The sequence below is a fragment of the Enterococcus columbae DSM 7374 = ATCC 51263 genome (assembly GCF_000406925.1).
GTDB classification, from domain to species: domain Bacteria; phylum Bacillota; class Bacilli; order Lactobacillales; family Enterococcaceae; genus Enterococcus_E; species Enterococcus_E columbae.
In genome coordinates this window covers 147,131-165,054 of the sequence record NZ_KE136349.1, presented here as the reverse complement: position 1 = coordinate 165,054, position 17,924 = coordinate 147,131, and the positions used below count along the sequence as shown (strand labels likewise).

The 17,924-nt window shown below is 36.2% G+C and carries 16 protein-coding genes; 10 read left to right on the top strand and 6 right to left on the bottom strand.

Annotated features, from left to right (window positions below; translation table 11 throughout):
- Nucleotides 1-27: 27 nt before the first annotated feature.
- Nucleotides 28-1,209 carry an ROK family transcriptional regulator gene (locus tag RK02_RS08500; RefSeq protein WP_016183825.1) on the bottom strand — a complete coding sequence of 394 codons (1,182 nt, stop codon included), beginning with the start codon at nt 1,207-1,209 and terminating at the stop codon, nt 28-30.
- Nucleotides 1,210-1,475: 266 nt separating this feature from the next.
- Here RK02_RS08500 and RK02_RS08495 point away from each other — a divergent pair, with 266 nt between their 5' ends.
- The 4 genes from RK02_RS08495 to RK02_RS08480 are packed head-to-tail and all read left to right on the top strand — an operon-like array spanning nt 1,476 to nt 4,432.
- On the top strand, nt 1,476-2,750 hold the full coding sequence (locus RK02_RS08495; RefSeq protein WP_016183824.1) for a PTS sugar transporter subunit IIC: 1,275 nt from the start codon (nt 1,476-1,478) through the stop codon (nt 2,748-2,750).
- Between the two features lie 18 nt (nt 2,751-2,768).
- On the top strand, nt 2,769-3,668 hold the full coding sequence (locus RK02_RS08490) for a DUF7916 family protein (protein ID WP_016183823.1): 900 nt from the start codon (nt 2,769-2,771) through the stop codon (nt 3,666-3,668).
- Between the two features lie 51 nt (nt 3,669-3,719).
- Entirely contained in the window at nt 3,720-4,052 is a 333-nt protein-coding gene (locus RK02_RS08485; RefSeq protein ID WP_016183822.1) for a PTS sugar transporter subunit IIB, read from the top strand.
- A gap of 11 nt (nt 4,053-4,063) precedes the next feature.
- Entirely contained in the window at nt 4,064-4,432 is a 369-nt protein-coding gene (locus tag RK02_RS08480) for a PTS sugar transporter subunit IIA (RefSeq protein ID WP_016183821.1), read from the top strand.
- 143 nt (nt 4,433-4,575) lie between these two features.
- Here RK02_RS08480 and treR read toward each other — a convergent pair whose 3' ends face one another.
- On the bottom strand, nt 4,576-5,292 hold the full coding sequence (treR, locus tag RK02_RS08475) for a trehalose operon repressor (protein ID WP_016183820.1): 717 nt from the start codon (nt 5,290-5,292) through the stop codon (nt 4,576-4,578).
- Between the two features lie 334 nt (nt 5,293-5,626).
- Here treR and treP point away from each other — a divergent pair, with 334 nt between their 5' ends.
- The 4 genes from treP to tnpB all read left to right on the top strand — a co-directional run bounded on the left by treP (nt 5,627) and on the right by tnpB (nt 10,934).
- Nucleotides 5,627-7,636: a PTS system trehalose-specific EIIBC component gene (treP, locus tag RK02_RS08470; RefSeq protein WP_016183819.1), complete on the top strand. Its 2,010-nt coding sequence runs from the start codon at nt 5,627-5,629 to the stop codon at nt 7,634-7,636.
- A gap of 255 nt (nt 7,637-7,891) precedes the next feature.
- On the top strand, nt 7,892-9,073 hold the full coding sequence (locus tag RK02_RS08465) for a NupC/NupG family nucleoside CNT transporter (RefSeq protein ID WP_016183818.1): 1,182 nt from the start codon (nt 7,892-7,894) through the stop codon (nt 9,071-9,073).
- 297 nt (nt 9,074-9,370) lie between these two features.
- Nucleotides 9,371-9,775 carry an IS200/IS605 family transposase gene (gene tnpA / locus RK02_RS08460; protein WP_016183817.1) on the top strand — a complete coding sequence of 135 codons (405 nt, stop codon included), beginning with the start codon at nt 9,371-9,373 and terminating at the stop codon, nt 9,773-9,775.
- 16 nt (nt 9,776-9,791) lie between these two features.
- Entirely contained in the window at nt 9,792-10,934 is a 1,143-nt protein-coding gene (tnpB, locus tag RK02_RS08455) for an IS200/IS605 family element RNA-guided endonuclease TnpB (RefSeq protein ID WP_016183816.1), read from the top strand.
- 332 nt (nt 10,935-11,266) lie between these two features.
- Here tnpB and RK02_RS08450 read toward each other — a convergent pair whose 3' ends face one another.
- Nucleotides 11,267-12,643, bottom strand: coding sequence for an amino acid permease (locus RK02_RS08450; protein WP_016183815.1), 1,377 nt, complete (start codon nt 12,641-12,643; stop codon nt 11,267-11,269).
- A gap of 336 nt (nt 12,644-12,979) precedes the next feature.
- Here RK02_RS08450 and RK02_RS08445 point away from each other — a divergent pair, with 336 nt between their 5' ends.
- Complete coding sequence (locus RK02_RS08445; protein WP_016183814.1) at nt 12,980-14,359, top strand: amino acid permease; 1,380 nt, start codon at nt 12,980-12,982, stop codon at nt 14,357-14,359.
- A gap of 100 nt (nt 14,360-14,459) precedes the next feature.
- Here RK02_RS08445 and RK02_RS08440 read toward each other — a convergent pair whose 3' ends face one another.
- The 3 genes from RK02_RS08440 to RK02_RS08430 all read right to left on the bottom strand — a co-directional run bounded on the left by RK02_RS08440 (nt 14,460) and on the right by RK02_RS08430 (nt 17,139).
- Nucleotides 14,460-14,972 (bottom strand): dihydrofolate reductase family protein, encoded by a 513-nt coding sequence (locus tag RK02_RS08440; protein WP_016183813.1) that lies wholly within the window; start codon nt 14,970-14,972, stop codon nt 14,460-14,462.
- Nucleotides 14,973-15,070: 98 nt separating this feature from the next.
- Complete coding sequence (locus RK02_RS08435; RefSeq protein ID WP_016183812.1) at nt 15,071-16,249, bottom strand: toxic anion resistance protein; 1,179 nt, start codon at nt 16,247-16,249, stop codon at nt 15,071-15,073.
- Between the two features lie 29 nt (nt 16,250-16,278).
- Nucleotides 16,279-17,139, bottom strand: a complete 861-nt coding sequence (locus RK02_RS08430) for a 5-bromo-4-chloroindolyl phosphate hydrolysis family protein (RefSeq protein ID WP_016183811.1) — start codon at nt 17,137-17,139, stop codon at nt 16,279-16,281.
- A 211-nt stretch (nt 17,140-17,350) separates the two neighbouring features.
- On the opposite strand from RK02_RS08430, the gene RK02_RS08425 reads away from it, so the two are divergent.
- Nucleotides 17,351-17,923 carry an NUDIX hydrolase gene (locus RK02_RS08425; protein WP_016183810.1) on the top strand — a complete coding sequence of 191 codons (573 nt, stop codon included), beginning with the start codon at nt 17,351-17,353 and terminating at the stop codon, nt 17,921-17,923.
- Nucleotide 17,924: the final 1 nt, after the last annotated feature.

Below are 17,924 nucleotides of genomic sequence, written 5' to 3'. Positions count from 1 at the left end.
AATAGTTGATAATTCGCTGCTTTGTTGTTAATTGAAATGTAGATAGTGTTGTTTGACTGCTAAAGCGATAGCGGCGACTGCACCATCAAATGGAGTATAATTTTCAAAATGGATTGCTGGTGCTTTAGGGAGAGTTAATAACTTGGGCTCTATGGTCAATTTATTCAGTAATAGACTTTGTAAATCTTGATTCATAAACAGCTCGCTATGAAGATATAATGATTGAATATCAATGACCAAATTCAAATTTAAAATGACCTGTCCAAGTGCTTGAATGGCTTGATCAAATAAAATCTGAACACTTTTATCTCCAAGCTCAAAAGCGGTTAGTAATGTTTGAATAGTGATTTTTTCAGGTGCATCAACTAGGTGCTTGAGAAAGCTTTCCTGATGGGTATGAAAAAGTAACTGAGCTCTTTTAATTAACCAATTCTCACTAATGAAGGTTTGTAAGCATCCTTTTTTTCCGCATTCGCATAAACTCCCATCCTTATCTACCACAATATGTCCTAATTCACCGAGTAAAAAATTATTCTTATTAAATAAAGCATGTTCATACATATACGAGCATTTAATCCCTCGACCGATGTGAAAATAAACAAAGTTGTCATTTTTCTTTTCTTTGTCAAAAATTCTTTTTTTAATTGCCATACACTCTACATTATTAGCAAAGTAAATCGGTAGTGGACATAAGGCTTGAATTGCGGTTAAATCAAATGTTTGCCAAAGCGGATTATTGGTAATAATTTTTTTATCATGATTATAATGTCCAGGAACAGCAATCCCCACAGCTTGTAAAGGAAGCATAGCGCATTTTTCTAATAATTGTTGGAAGACTGTTTTAAACTTTGTAAAGCCACAGCTTTGGATTTCTTCTTTGGTTAAGCTGTATTTTTGTTGTTCCTTAATGTTCCCCAAATTATCAGCTAGGACAAAGGTGAAATACTTTTCAGATAATTCAATACCTAAAAAGTAAGCTACATCTGCAGCCACTTCTAGAAAGATTTTTTTTCGTCCAGCTTTGATGGAATCTTCTTCGCCACTTTCTTTTACTAACCCTTCTTTAATCAATTCATTTGTTATTGCACTTGTAGTAGCTGGTGTGATACCAGTCAGGTTTGCAATGTCGATTCTTGAAATAGGATGATGAGAATAAATGAGATCTAAAATCAGCGCACGATTTTGGTTTTGTTTTTTTGATCCGTTCATTTTCTCTTCCTTTCTCTGATATTTATTTTTTATTATTATTATAAAGCGTTTTCTGAACGATTGCAAGATGGAGTGGTGTTGCTTGAATAAGTTGATGTTGCTGATTTTATCAAAATTTCCATTACAATAAAAAAGAAAACGCTTGCAAAAAAGAAGAAACTGTGTTAGAGTGATTTTAGTAACAAAAAATAATTAATTATCGCGATAAAAGGTTTTGTTTTGGAATTATTATTAATTTTTTATAATTAAAGATTGGAGAAAAGATTATGGAAAAAGTGAATCATTTTTTACAAAACAAGATGATGCCCGTAGCTGCTAAACTTGGAGCGAATCGCTTTTTAATTGCGATTCGTGATGGGATTACTTTGGCGATGCCGTTGATTATAATTGGTTCGGTTTTTATGATTTTAGCTAGTTTTCCAGTTCCTGGTTGGGAAAAATTCATGGGTGATATTGGGGTTGCAAATTATCTATGGAAAGGTGTGGATAGTAGCTTTGGTTTAATCGGTTTGGTGGCTAGTTTTGGGATTGCTTATAGTCTAGCTAAGCAATATGGAGTCGATGGTGTACCTGCTGGAATTGTTTCACTTTCTGCATTTATTACGGTAACACCATTTGTGACTGGCGATGCTGGTGCGGGGATGCCTACTGCTTTTATGGCTTCAAAAGGGTTATTTGTTGCTTTAATTCTAGGATTAATGAATGGATATGTTTATCAATGGTTTATAAATCATCATATTTCAATCAAAATGCCAGATACGGTTCCACCAGCTGTGGCTAAAAGTTTTAGTGCTATTATTCCTGGTTTAGTGATTGTGAGTTTTTGGTTAATCATTTTTGGCGTATTAGATCATTTACATTTGCCAAATATGCATGAAATTGCAGCGGTTGTTTTGGGCAAACCACTTGGCTTATTAGGCAATAATACATTTGGTGTGCTGATTTTAGTTGGATTAAATAGCCTATTTTGGTTTGTAGGCATTCATGGTGGAAACTTGGTCAACAAAATTATGGAGCCATTATGGTTAGCTAATCTTGATGAAAATCGGATGGCTCATCAAGCTGGTGAGCAGTTGCACCATATCTTTACCACTGTATTTATGGATAATTTTGTCTACTTAGGTGGTGGAGGCGCAACAATTGGGTTGGTGATTGCCTTAGCTTATCTTGCTCGCAAGAAAAAAGCAAGTCAACAAGCAAAAGCCTTAACCCCAATTACGTTAACCCCAGGCTTGTTTAATATTAATGAACCTGCGATGTTTGGGATTCCAATTGTTTTGAATATTCTATTATTGGTACCATTTATTTTAGCACCGATGATTAATCTGCTTGTTTCATATTTTGCAATGGCTTCTGGTTTAGTTGCATTAACCTACACCTCTCCAGGCTGGACAGTGCCACCAATCATTAGTGGAGTTTTGGCAACTGGTGATATTAAGGCTTCTGTTTTACAGTTCGTTTGCGTAATCATCGATATTTTAATCTATTTACCATTTATTACAATGATTGAAAAGAATTTCCAAAAAGAAGAGGGACTATAGAAAGGTGTCGATCGACTTATGGTCAAAAGATTAATTAGCGCAGATGCGTCTGAAATTTTACGAATGAATGCTTTGGAGTTAAAGAAGAGTATTCAAGCAAGCGAAGGTAGAGTGGTCTTATCGGAAAATGTGGCCGGCAGAGAATCCTTCATTGGTGATATTACAAATGCTGAAATTGCCAAAGCTTTTGGGGCTGATTTGATTTTACTTAATGGGCTAGACGTGTTTGTGCCAGATATATTTGGTTTAGATGTTCAAGGAGAAAAAGTTGTCCAACGTTTACATGAGTTAGTTGGTAGTCCTATTGGTGTTAATTTGGAGCCAGTTGATTTAGAATTAGATATGTTAGAAGAACGCTTGGAAATTTCGTCAGGTCGGCAAGCAAATCAAGCAAGCTTTGAGAGAATTAATCAATTGCAATTTGACTTTGTTTGCTTGACTGGTAATCCAGGAACCGGGGTCTCTAATCGCTCGATTGTTCAAGCAATTCAGTTAGCTAAGCAGCATTTTACCGGTTTGATTATCGCGGGGAAAATGCATGGTGCTGGGTCAAATGAAGCCGTAGTCGATTTATCTAGTGTGGCGGCCTTTATTCAAGCTGGTGCTGATGTCATTTTGGTTCCGGCTGTTGGGACGGTACCGGGATTTGATCTGTCTGATTTAAAAGAGGTGGTTAAACTAGCCCATCAAAATGATGTATTAGTCATGTCAACAATTGGTACTAGCCAAGAAAGTTCAGCCATTACTACCATTCAACAAATTGCCTTACAAAATAAAATCGCAGGTGTAGATATTCAGCATATCGGTGATGCAGGCTATGGTGGAGTGGCACCAGTTGAAAATATCTATGAAATGAGTAAGGTTTTACGTGGTATGCGCCATACCGTTTCAAGAATGGCTCGCTCAGTGAACCGCTAATTGATTAATTAGTGTGAAAGCTAATGAATAACTCATTTAGGAGGAAAAATGATGGCAAAAGATACAATTATGTTATGTTGTGCGGCAGGTATGAGTACTAGTCTGTTGGTCACAAAAATGCAAGAAGCAGCTAGAAATCAGGGAAAGGATGTAGAAATTTTCGCAGTTTCAGCCAGTGAAGTAGATCATGAATTAGCCAATAAGTCCATTGATGTGGTATTATTAGGTCCACAAGTAAGATATATGCAAAACGATTTCAAGAAAAAATTGGCGGGACGTAACAATGGTGCGGACATTCCTTTGGCTATTATTGATATGCGTGCTTATGGGATGATGGATGGTGCTGCTGTAGTCCAACAAGCCTATCATTTGATTGGAAAATAAGGTGGGATAAGATGGCTGAAGAAAAAAGCAAAGAACAACGTAATCAAGAGCAAATGATGGCGACAATGGGATTAATTATTAATGGAGGAAATGCGAAAAGTTCAGCATTTGAAGCAATTTATGCAGCTAAGGAAGGTAATTTTGCGCAAGCACAGGAAAAACTTAAGGAGGCTGATCAGTCCTTATTAGAAGCGCATCATGCCCAAACAGAGATGCTTAGTCAGGAAGCTGCAGGTCAACCTATTGAAGTTCATTTATTAACTGTTCATGCGCAAGATCATTTAATGAATGCAATTACTTTTAGAGATTTAGCGAATGAAGTGGTAGCAATTCACCAAGAATTAGCTGACATCAAGAAAAAATTAACATCAATGGAATAATTTTAGTGTCTACATTGATTCAAAAACAAAAACTAGCCAGCAGATGTTTTGTATCCTCCTTAACCAGTCTACTATGAACAAAGGTAGCTGATTAAGGTTGGATTTACAGTAAATCTTATGCTGGCTAGTTTTGTAATGTAAAACTATAATTGATGCCTTCGAGCAAAATCATGAAACTTAAATTTATCTAGTCGATGATGACTTTCTGTATATTGGAATTGACGTAAGTTTTTTAAGAACACGCGACTATTTACCGCCACGACATAGGTATCCTGAACATTTAAATCCAGGTAATGGCGATCTGCAATATCAATAGGATCAACAGTAATTTCTTTTTCGGCAAAGGCAATTTCTAAGCCTAGTGTTTGTTCGAAATATTCATATAGTGAGTCTTTGGCAATTTCAGTATCTAATTCTGGAACAAATTCAAGAGCAATCAAATCCCAATCTAGGATGATTTTTTGCCCATCGATTTTCCGGCTTCTGAGGATGGACCAGACTTCTTCGTTTTCTTCAAAGCCAGTTTTTAATGCTAACTGGGCATCAATTTTTAATTTAGTTAATTGCTCAACAATTGTGTCACTAGGATAGCCATATGCAATTTTTAATTCTTTGTAGCTAGTCAAGCCAGAAACTGGAAAGCGCAGCTGCTCTTTTTTTAGGACGAAAGACCCTTTCCCTTGCACCTTCTTGATATAACCATGGTCGGTTAAGCGAGCAAGTGCTTTGCGAATGGTATCACGTGAAGCTTCAAATTGTTTACATAATTGGTTTTCACTGGGTAAATAGGTTTCTGCTGGATAGTGGCCCATTAAAATTCTATTTTCAATTTCTTGATAGACTAATTCGTATATTTTCATTTTCTCACCTTTTAACTTGTATGTACATCATAAAAGTAATAACTACTATATCATAAGTGGCAAGTGCTTCATATAGATAGTTTATTAAAAAAAATTAATTTAAGCAAGAAAGATTCGGGAACATGTTGGTTTATTAGCAGACAGGTATGAGAAATAGCGACATATTTAGTACGTGGTTATTTGGATATAACTATTTGAAATGAGAAAATTATCATTTTAGAAAATTTTCAACACTGTTTTCATTTTTGAAAACGGTTTACAAACAGGTGTAAATACAGTATATTAAGACTGTAACCAACATAGTTATACAAGTTAAGATTAGGAGGAAAAAAGCATGGGAAAATATGAAAAAGATGCAAGAGACTTGCTAGCTGCCATTGGGGGCAAAGAAAATGTTTCTGCAGTAACCCATTGTGCAACAAGAATGCGTTTCGTTTTGGTTGATCCTAAAAAAGCTGATCAGTCAAAAATCGAAAACATTCCAGTCGTTAAAGGAATGTTCACAAATGCTGGACAATTCCAAGTAATTATTGGGAATGATGTACCTGTATTTTATGCAGATTTTACTGCAATCTCAGGTATTTCAGGAGTATCAAAAGAAGACGCTAAATCTGTAGCGAAACAAAATCAAAATCCAGTACAACGTGTGATTACTTTATTAGCTGAAATCTTCACGCCATTATTACCAGCAATTATCGTCGGCGGTTTGATTTTAGGATTTCGTAATATTTTAGAAGGCGTACAATTCGGTTTTTTAGGTAATCAAACAATTGTAGCTGTATCACCATTTTGGAATGGGGTAAATGGCTTCCTGTGGTTACCAGGTGAAGCGATTTTCCACTTCTTACCTGTTGGGATTACATGGAGTATTACGCGTAAGATGGGAGCGACTGAAATCCTTGGTATTGTTTTAGGGATTACTTTAGTTTCTCCACAATTGCTAAATGCTTATGCTGTAAATGGAACTTCAGCTGCCGATATCGCGAAAAACTGGTCTTGGGACTTTGGTTTCTTCCAAGTAGCGAAAATCGGTTACCAAGCGCAAGTTATTCCTGCGATGATGGCCGGATTTTTACTAGTTTATTTAGAACGTTTCTTTAGAAAACGTATCCCAGAAGCTGTTTCAATGATTTTTGTACCGTTCTTCTCATTATTACCAACCATTATTGCTGCACATACAGTATTAGGACCAATTGGTTGGAAGATCGGTTCAGGTATTTCTTGGATTGTAAATGCTGGTTTAGAATCACCACTTAACTGGTTATTTGGTGGGGTATTCGGTGCAGTTTACGCGCCATTAGTAATCACAGGTTTACATCACACGACTTTAGCCATTGACTCTCAATTAATTGCTGACTTTGGTTCTACTAACCTTTGGCCAATGATTTGTTTATCAAATATCGCGCAAGGGGCTGCGGTATTAGCAATTGTGATTGCTCACCGTGGAAACAAAAAAGAAGAACAAATTTCTGTACCATCAGTGATTTCTGCTTGGTTAGGTGTTACTGAGCCTGCGATGTTTGGGATTAACTTAAAATATGTTTATCCATTTGTAGCAGCAATGATTGGTTCAGGTTTAGCAGGTATGTTTATCACAATCATGAAGGTACGTGCGAACGCAATCGGTGTCGGTGGTTTGCCAGGTATTTTAGCTATTAAGAATAATTTAGGTGTGGGTAAAGGAACGGGTGCACAAGGTTATGTCATTTTCTTAATTGCAATGGGGATTGCCATTGTGGTACCAATCGTTTTAACTTTATTCTTCCGTAAAGCTGGTATCTTCAATAAGATTGATCGTGCGGAACAAGCCATTCCAGTAACTTTAGATGAAATTGATGCACAAGTATCCACTGAAGCAGTGGTAAATGCTACCGTTGCTGCAGGTACTAAAACAGCAATCGTTGCTCCTTTAACCGGTGAATTACTCCCATTAGCTCAAGCCAAAGATCCAGTTTTTGCTCAAGGAACAATGGGACAAGGGGTAGTGATCGAACCTTCAGAAGGTAAGTTGGTTGCACCATTTGACGGACAAGTAACTTTATTATTCCCAACCAAACATGCGATTGGTTTAGTCAGTGATACAGGGGTTGAAGTATTAATCCACGTTGGTTTAGATACTGTTGAATTAGATGGTAAAGGCTTTATGACACATGTGGCTCAAGGCGACCGTGTTAAACAAGGACAATTGCTATTAGAAGTAGATTTAAATGTGATTAAAGAAGCTGGCTATGCAACGCAAACACCAGTGATTGTAACTAACTCTGCTGATTTCCAAGTTGATCCAAAAGCTGAAAAACAAGCAATTAAAGCTGGCGATAAAGTCATTACAGTGACTCATCGTTAAACAACAACAAAATAAATAGGATATTAAACGGCTAGTTCATATGACTAGCCGTTTTTTTACGTGTATCAAACAGTCTATCTTTCATTTGTCTAACTAAAATGATTGTAGTAAATCATTAAAATGTTAGCGTCACCGTTTTTAGAATTTCATGAAAAAAAGTTCGTTTACCTTGTTTTATCAGTAAAAAATACTTAATCTAGAAAAGATGGTTTTTTACTAATAAAAAAATCAAGTGGAAAATAAGGAGGACGAAACGTGCAAATTTTAATTGGAATGATTGGTATCGTACTAGTTTTAGGTGTTTGCTATCTAGTAAGTAGCAGTCGTCAACAAATCAAATGGAAAAATATCGGCCTATTACTGATTTTGCAATTTCTTTTTGGCTTTGTACTATTAAAAACCAGTGTGGGTACGGCAGTAGTTGGCGTATTTGCTAAAGGCTTTGAGCAGTTATTGATGTTTGCTGGTGAAGGAGTGAATTTCGTCTTTGCTGGAATAGCCAATAAAGGGCAAGCACCTTTCTTTTTAAATGTGTTAATGCCGATTGTCTTTATTTCAGCGATTATCGGTATTTTACGTTATATCAAAATTCTACCATTTTTTATGAAATGGGTTGGTTTAGGCCTAAGCTATCTCAATGGCATGGGAAAATTAGAATCCTATAATGGTGTCGCTTCAGGAATTTTAGGGCAATCAGAGGTCTTTATTTCTTTTAAAAAGGAACTAGCTTTATTAAGTGAAAAGCGCCTATTATCGATGTCGATTTCAGCAATGTCGACGGTTTCGATGTCGATTGTTGGTTCATATATGGCCTTGATTGAGCCAAGATATGTGATTAGTGCTTTAGTGTTAAATTTATTTGGAGGGTTTATCATTAGCTCGTTAATCAATCCTTATGAATTAACTAGTGAAGAAGATCAGTTTTCGGTTGCTGATGATAAAGAGCAGACCTTTTTTCAAATGTTAGGTGAATACATTCTAGATGGCTTTCATGTAGCAGTTACAGTTGCTGCCATGTTAATTGGTTTTGTGGCGGCCATTGCAATGATTAATGCGATTTTTAAAGGGATTACGGGTTTGACTTTCCAAGAAATATTGGGCTATATTTTTGCGCCATTAGCATTCTTAAGTGGTATTCCTTGGCATGAAGCTGTTGATGCAGGTAGCTTGATGGCAACGAAATTAGTTACCAATGAATTTGTGGCCATGACGGAATTAGCCAATGGACAGTGGAATTTTAGCCAACATACAACCGCGATTCTTTCAGTATTCATGGTATCCTTTGCCAATTTTTCATCAATTGGGATTATTAGTGGTGCGATGAAAGGCTTAAATGAAGAAAAAGGGAACTTGGTAGCAAAACATGGACTAAAGATTTTATTTGGGGCAACCCTAGTCAGCTTTTTAAGTGCGATGATTGCCGGCATTTTAGTATAAACAAGTGATTACCACTAACGGTAGTGATTGAGACCTAAAAAAGAGCTATGAGCAACTCTCATGGCTCTTTTTTTTGAAATATATTTTCAATTTAAAGCGATATTGTCAAAAGTTTTTGAACAAATTGTTCAATTTAATGTAATTCAGGCATTCATCACCCATCCTCTATAGGTGGGTGATGAATGCCATTTGGTATGAGGGTTACTGTTGGTAACTCGAAGACCGACAATACATTACATGGTCTTTTTATTTCGTTCTATGTTATAATCAGTCTATATTAGAAATGAGTGATATAAAATGGAATTAGATACAAATAACCATTCAGTCTTCCTTCTTTATTACCATCTTATTTTAGTAACTAAATATCGCAGACAAGTGATAGATGATGACATGTCTGATTATGCTAAAGCTACTTTTGAAAGAATTTCAGAATCGTATCACATTACTTTAGTGGAGTGGAATCATGATAAAGACCACGTTCATATTATGTTCAAAGCTCATCCTAAAACAGAATTGACAAAATTCATCAACGCCTATAAAAGCGCTAGTTCAAGATTGATAAAACGTGATTTTCCAAGAGTCAAACAGTTTCTTTGGAAAGAAATGTTTTGGTCTAAAAGTTTTTGTCTGTTGACGACTGGTGGAGCACCAATTGATGTGATAAAGAAATACATCCAAAATCAAGGAAACAATCATAAATAGAAAGCAGGTGAACTTTGTGGAACGACTAAAAGCGTACAAATTCAGAATCTATCCAACAGAGGAACAAGAAATCTTCTTTGCCAAAACTTTCGGCTGCGTTCGTAAGGTCTACAATCTAATGCTTAATGACCGAAAAAAAGCATATGAAGAAGTTAAAAATGATCCTTCTAAAAAAATGACTTTTCCAACACCGGCTAAATATAAGAAAGAATTTCCATTTCTGAAAGAAGTCGATAGCCTCGCTTTGGCCAATGCCCAACTTCATTTAGATAAAGCATACAAGAATTTTTTTCGGGATAAATCTGTTGGCTTTCCACGTTTCAAAAGTAAGAAAAATCCTGTTCAGAGTTATACAACGAATAATCAAAATGGTACAGTTGCTTTGATTGATAGTAAATTCATAAAAGTTCCTAAATTGAAATCATTAGTAAGAATTAAGCTTCATAGACAACCAAAAGGGATGATTAAATCTGCTACAATATCACGCCATTCTAGCGGTAAATACTATATTTCTTTGTTATGTAAAGAAGAAATTAGCGAGTTACCTAAAACCAATTCTGCCATTGGTATTGACTTAGGTATTACAGACTTTGCGATTCTTTCAGATGGACAAAAAATCGATAATAATAAATTCACTTCAAAAATGGAGAAAAAGCTTAAACGTGAACAACGTAAGTTGTCTAGGCGTGCATTATTAGCTAAAAAACGAGGTGTTAAACTCTATGAGGCTCGAAACTATCAGAAACAAAGACAAAAAGTGGCACGTCTCTACGAAAAAGTAAAAAATCAACGTACTGATTTTCTGAATAAGTTAAGTACAGAAATTATCAAAAATCACGATATTATCTGTATTGAAGACTTAAACGTAAAAGGTATGTTGCGTAATCATAAATTAGCAAGAAGTATTTCTGATGTATCTTGGTCTAGCTTTGTGGCTAAGTTGCAATACAAAGCGGACTGGTATGGACGTGAAATAATCAAAGTGGATACGTGGTTTCCGTCTAGTCAGATTTGTTCAGAGTGCGGACATAAAGATGTCAAGAAATCGCTCGATATTCGAGAATGGACTTGCCCTATTTGTCATACTCATCATGACCGTGATATCAACGCTAGTATCAATATATTGATTGAAGGTCTAAGAATACAAACTTCAGCTTAGGCACAATCAAAAAAACCGTAGGAACTACGGGGATAGCTTGGTAAATAAGAGAAACCGCTGTTAGTGAAGAAATAAGCTATCAAGTACGCTCTATTCCCAAGAAGCTCCCACTTCAAGCGTTAAGAACCGTTAGGTTTAGCTAAGTGGAGAGTAGTTCACCGAGATAATTACACAAAATGATTTAGCCTTTGCTTTTGATAAATTAGCGCATAGTTTAACAGTAATGGAAATTGTAGAGCAAGCGTTAGCAAGTGCAGCGATTAAATTAGGTTAACTTCATTTAAAAAAGCACGTAGCAAGAATCAGCTACGTGCTTTTTGAGTAAAAATACATTATTTTTCAGTTTGTTTAATAGTAACGACATTTTTAGCGAATTTAAAGCGATAAACTAACAATAAGAAAATGAACCAAACTGGTGCAAATAATAGTGCTTCACGGGTTTCCTTTTGTAATAGTAAAACAAAGGCGATAAATGCCATAAACGCTAATACTAGATAGTTAGCTAAAGGATATAAGGGCATCTTAAATGCATGGGCTTGTTTTCCTTGGATGGTTTTTTTGTAACGTAGATGGGCAAGTACAATCATACTCCAAATGAATAAGAAACAAGTCGTTGCTACACTAGTTACTAGCACAAAAACACCAGATGGCATGAAATAATTTAAGACAACAGCTAATAAAATGACGGTCGCTGAAAAGAAGATTGAGCGAGCCGGTACTTTATGACTCGTTAATTTTTCAAAAAAGCTTGACGCATTCCCTTCAAGTGATAACGAACGTAACATTCGACCAGTTGAATAGATTGCTGAATTACAAGCTGAAGCTGCCGAGCTTAAGACTACTAGATTAATGATAGTGGCAGCAGCTGTGATGCCAATTTCAGAAAATACTTGTACAAATGGACTTTGGGCAGCATCCATTGAATTCCAAGGATAGATGGACATAATGACTGCTAATGCGCCGATATAAAATAAAATGATGCGAATCGGGATATTGTTAATCGCTTTGGGTAAAACATGCTCGGGATCTTTCGTTTCACCAGCGACTAGACCGACCAATTCCACACCAGCAAAAGCAAAGGTCACCATTTGAAAGGATAGGATAAAGCCTTTAGGACCAGCTGCAAAAAATCCACCATGGGTCCACAGATTGCTTAGAGAAACAACCCCTTGACTCGTCTGAAAACGTGTCACAATCATAAAGATACCTACCGCGATTAAAGCAATAATTGCAATCACTTTAATTAAGGCAAACCAAAACTCCAATTCACCGAATAATGATACAGCAATCAGATTGAAGGCAACTAGTAAGGCTAAAGCAATTAATTCAGGTAACCATGTAGGAACAGTTGGAAACCAATAGCGCATATAAGTACCAATGGCTGTAAGGTCAGCCATCGCAATGGCAATCCAGCAAAACCAATACGTCCAACCAGTAATAAAAGCGGCTTTTACACCGAGGTATTCGGCAATAAAATCAATAAATGAATGGTGCTTGGTATTAGAAAGTAATAACTCTCCCAAGGCACGCATGATTAAAAAGCAAATGCCTCCCATAATCGCGTAGGCCAACAAGATGGATGGTCCAGCTAATTGAATGGATTTACCAGAACCTAAAAATAGACCCGTTCCAATTGCTCCACCGATGGAGATTAATTGGACATGGCGATTTTTTAAGCCTCGTGCTAAATCCTGTTTTTCCTTTTTCATAAGTAAACATCCTTTTTCTTTGTGATAATTATAATTTATTCTAGTACATTTTCAGAAAATTTCAAATATCTACGAAATAAAAATGTGAATAGAAACAAATATTCTTAATTAAAATTTAATAAATTAAGAAATTTCAGAAAATATCGATTATTCTAATGGAAGATACCTAATTTTTTATCGAAATTAAAATGTTATTAATGAGTAGGATAGTATTCTCGATTAAAGCATAGTATAATGTTATGGTGTTGTAAAAATTTAAAAAAGATAAAAAATAAAAGTTCGTTATTTTGTTGGTTGGGAAAAAAGATAGACTAAAGGAGATAATAATAGTAGGAAATGGATTTATTTAGAAAAAAGAGTATGCAATCCCAAACAACTAGTCGATTAAAGAAAAACTTACATTTAAAGGATTTAATCCTGCTGGGGATTGGAGCGGTGATTGGTACAGGGATTTTTGTTGTAACGGGTCAAGCGGCAGCAACATTGGCTGGTCCTGCGCTAACCTTATCATTTGTAGTTGCTGCATTTGTGGTTATTTTATCTGGTTTTAGCTTTGCCGAATTTGCTTCTAGAATTCCAGTTTTAGGTGGCGCATATAGCTATATGTATGTGGTTTTTGGTGAATTGATTGCTTGGTTAACTGGCTGGTTTTTGATTTGCGAATATTTATTAGCGGTGGCTTCGGTAGCCTCTGGTTGGTCAGCTTATTTTCAAGGTTTTTTAAGCTATTTAGGCTTTCATTTGCCAAAAGCCTTGACAGCTGGCTTTAATCTAGCGAATGGCACCTATTTTGATTTAATCGCCGGCATTGTAGTGATATTAGTTACTTTATGGGTTACTCAAGAAGCCAAAAAAGCTTTAAGTCTGAATAATTTTATGGTTTGGGTGAAATTTGGGATTATCGCTTTGTTTATTATAGTGGGCGCTTTTTTTGTTAAGCCAGCCAATTGGCAGCCATATATTCCTTTTGGTGCTAAGGGAGTTATTGATGGGGCAGCCTTAGTCTTTTTTGCCTTTTTAGGTTTTGATGCAATTGCAATGGCGGCAGAGGAGGTTCACGAGCCACAGAAAAATATTCCTCGTGGGATGATTGGCGCAATTGCCATTTCAACGGTATTATATATTGTTGTAACAGCTATTTTAACTGGCTTAGTTCCTTATAAACAATTAGGTGTGAATGATCCAGTGGCCTTTGCCATGCGTTTTTTACATCTAGATTTGGTGGGCTCTATCATTTCAATTGGGGCGATTTTAACCTTATTAACAGTAACGATTTCGATGATGTACTCTTTAGCACGTTTGGTTTATGCGATTAGTAAAGATGGCTTATTGCCGAAAGCGTTAAAACAAGTGGATGAGAGACATCATACACCTAAAAATGCGACTTATGTTTCTGGAATCGTCGTCTTTTTCTTTGCGACCGTTTTTCCGTTAAATATTTTAGCAGAATTAACCAATATTGTTGCCTTAGCTTATTTAATTTTGATGGCCTATGGGATTATCCATTATCGTAAAGTGGCTGGCTTGCCAAAGCCTGGTGAATTTAAGGTGCCATTTGTCCCGTTTTTACCGCTATTATCCATTCTATTTTGTCTAGCATTAATGATTCAATTATCGCTAGCTACCTGGGTGGTCTTTGTGATTAGTCTGGTGATAGGCTTGGGAATCTATTTTGGTTATGGCTATAAGCATAGTCAGCTAAATCAACGTTCATAAGTGTTAGCTAGATGTTTTACGCAACAAAATAAGCGCTGCTTTCGTTCAATCAAGGAAGCAGCGCTTATTTTATAATCATAGTTAGAGCTAAGGGAGAGGACTATGGTCGTCTGTAGATTAATTCGGCAAATGGACCAAACTGTTTCACCTCTATTAGCTGGAAACGATGCAGCTGCTCGTTTTGTGTAAATAAAGGGATGCCTTTTCCTAATAGAACTGGCGCGATTTGTAGAATCATATAATCCACTAGATTGTTATCAAGTAAGGGAGATAAAAGGGTATTTCCCCCAACAATCCAGATATTTTTTTCGTTATCTAAACGTTTGACAAAACGACAAACTTCTTCATTGACAGCAAGAAAGCCTGGCTGAGCAAAGTCTGCTTGGTGTGTAAAAACGTAATTGGTAGTCGTTGGGTAAAAGGAAGCTGGGTTGTCAAACTGGGCAATTTCCTGAAAGGTTTTTCGTCCCATGATGGTAATATCCATTTTTTGATAAAACTCAGCGTAGTCAGTCTCTTCAGGCGTGCCTGTTTCATGGAGCCATTGTAAGCTGTGATTTTTGTCAGCTAGATAACCATCCATTGTCACACAGCCATAAAAGTAAATACTCATCTTTTTTCCTCCGTTCCATCGTTTGTTTCAATATTTGCGTAAAAAATCCCCTAGCTATCGTAGGCTGACTAATCTAGCTAGGGGTATTTTTTGTAAGGCTATCTCGTTAATTCGAGTAATTTTTGTTTTAGATTTTCTTCCATGACACTCAATTCTACTTCGGCAGCTTGTCGTTTTTCTTTACCTTCTTTTTGAATGCGCAAGGTTTCTTGGATGGTTTCAATTAAATCATCTTGTGTTTTTTGCAACGTTTCAATATCAACAATCCCACGTTCGTTTTCTTTGGCTGTTTCTATTGCCGAAACCTTTAATAACTCGGCATTTTTTCTAAGCAAGTCATTGGTCGTTTCAGAAACTTGGCGTTGAGCAGTAACGGCATCTTTTTGTCTTAATAAGGTTAAGGCGATGACGACCTGATTTTTCCATAAAGGAATCGCTGTATGGATAGAAGATTGAATCTTTTCAGCTAAAACCTGATTGGTATTTTGAATCAAGCGAATTTGTGGCGCTTGTTGAATTGTCACTTGCCGAGTAAGGCGTAAGTCATGCGTGCGTTTTTCCAAACGATCTAGAAATTGCGTATAATCATTTACTAGCTGCACATCCATCTGATCCCCAGTCGCTTGGGCTTTTTGCATGGCTTGGGGAATAATCTCGTTTTGCAATTCTTCAATTTTTAATTCCCCAGCTGCGATGTAGATGTTTAAAGCGTCGAAATAGTCTTTATTTTTTTGATAAAGCTGTTCGAGCATTTGATTATCCTTGAGTAATCCATCTTTTTCACGCTCTAATTTCACTGCTACCTTATCAATTTGCGCACCGATTTTTTGATATTTGGCGGTAATTTCATAAATAGATTGTTTTACCTTGCCAAACATACGTTGGAAGAAGTTACCTTCACCGGTTCGTAATTCATCTGGATTGGCTTCTTGTAGGCGATACATCAGTTCAGTTAAGGAATCACCAATTGGACCAATATCAGCCGCTTGAACGTGGCTTAACATATTTTGGGAGAATTCACTCAGCTTACTTTGAGCGGCAGCTCCATAGACGATTACTCCTTGACTATCGGTAACATCGATTTGTTTAGCTAAGGCTTTGGCTTGCTCTTGATAGTTCTCGCTTAAGCGATCGATTAAGCGCGGTGCTTGCTGTTTTTCTTGTAGTTGTTGAATCTCATTTTTTTGGGCGACTGTTAAATCGTTGGTTTCTAGAGAAAACGGATTATTGAGTAAATCTTCTAGTGATTTGTTTTCAGTAGTCACTTCTTCGTTCATACACACACTCCTCCAAACCGTATAAAAAATTAGAATTGTAAGTTTTGATCATCTGCATTTCGATCGATATGCTTACGGGCTACGTTGATTTCTAAGTCTAAATCTTCTAAATCATCGGCCACAAAATCTTGATAATCCTTACCGATTAAGACTGCTAACTGATCGATCACTTGGATTCCTTCTTCTAGTTTATCATAAGCTTCCTTATTTTTAATCTCATGTTGATTAATTTCAATATATTTATTGGTTAGATCAACGAGATTTGGTAGATGCGTATATAAAAAATGGCTGGCATCGGCTAAGCGTTTAGGATTTTTTACGATTTCTTTAAATAAGGCTTTGCTGATTTTAAGGCAATCTCGGCGTAAATCTAAGGCCTTTAATTTAGAATTACTTAAGATATTGGCTTGTAATTGCTCGATTTGCATCTTAGCTTGATACATGGTATCTCTAAATAGCTCAATCTCGCTATCAGTCATCCCTAGTGCATAATAGTTTTGTTGCTTAACCTTAGAGAGCTTTGGATAATTGGTCTTTTTAGGCTGTGAGCGCCATTGATTCCAAGAAAAATATACAGCAAAAACAGCTGTTAGCAATAGAGAAGCTAGAAATAAATCCAACAAGACCTCATGAAAATCATCAGTTAATTCTTCTAAAAATTCGCTATTGAACAGTAAAGAGAAAAAGACACTGGTCGCCAAGGCATAGACAAATGATTTAGGTAATAAAGCATCATTTAGAAAATGCTTGACTGCCATTGCCGCACCAATAAAAAATAGGCAGCAAAAAATAAAAAAAATTGTGTACTGAATTGATTCCAAAACTGTTAACCCAAAAATCAACATACCAAAGACAAGTAGGCCAATTGGTAAATATATATTTTTTTTCATATTAACCTCCACCATTTTATTGAATGTGATCATTTATTGTCTTTATTTTATCATTTTATCAATCAGAAAAATATCCATCTACAGGTTGATTTTGCAGAATTTAGAAAAAAATAAGAATTGTCTGTTATAGTTTTACCTGTAAATCAGCAAGTGTAGCTAAAATATGGTAAACTATGAATAAAAAGAAATTGCCAAGAAAGTAGGCGAAAAAATGTTAAGCTATCATGATTTTGAAGAAAAAACTTTAGCACGTAAAGAAATTTTTCATGGAAAAATTATCGATGTATATGTTGATGAGGTCCAATTACCTGATGGAAGTCAGGGAAAACGGGAATTAGTCTTTCATCCAGGTGGGGTAGCGGTGATTGCCATCACTGAGGAAGGAAAAATGCTATTTGTTAAGCAATTCCGTAAACCATTGGAGGCCGTAGTGTTAGAAATCCCAGCTGGTAAAATTGATCCAGGTGAAGGTACCACTCCTTTAGTAACTGGTCAACGTGAATTAGAAGAAGAAACCGGCTATCAAGCAAAGGAATGGACGCTAGCTACCCAGATGTATCTATCCCCGGGATTTGCTAATGAGCAATTATATATTTATCATGCTAAGGATCTATATAAAGTGCCTAATCCTAAACCACAAGATGAAGATGAGGTCTTAGAGGTTTATGAACTAACCCTGGAAGAGGCTAAGGCGGCTTTGGCCAGTCGTGAAATTTGTGATGCCAAAACTATTTTTGCCATTCAGTACTGGGAATTATTATTAGCTAATGAGAAAGGACGGTAAA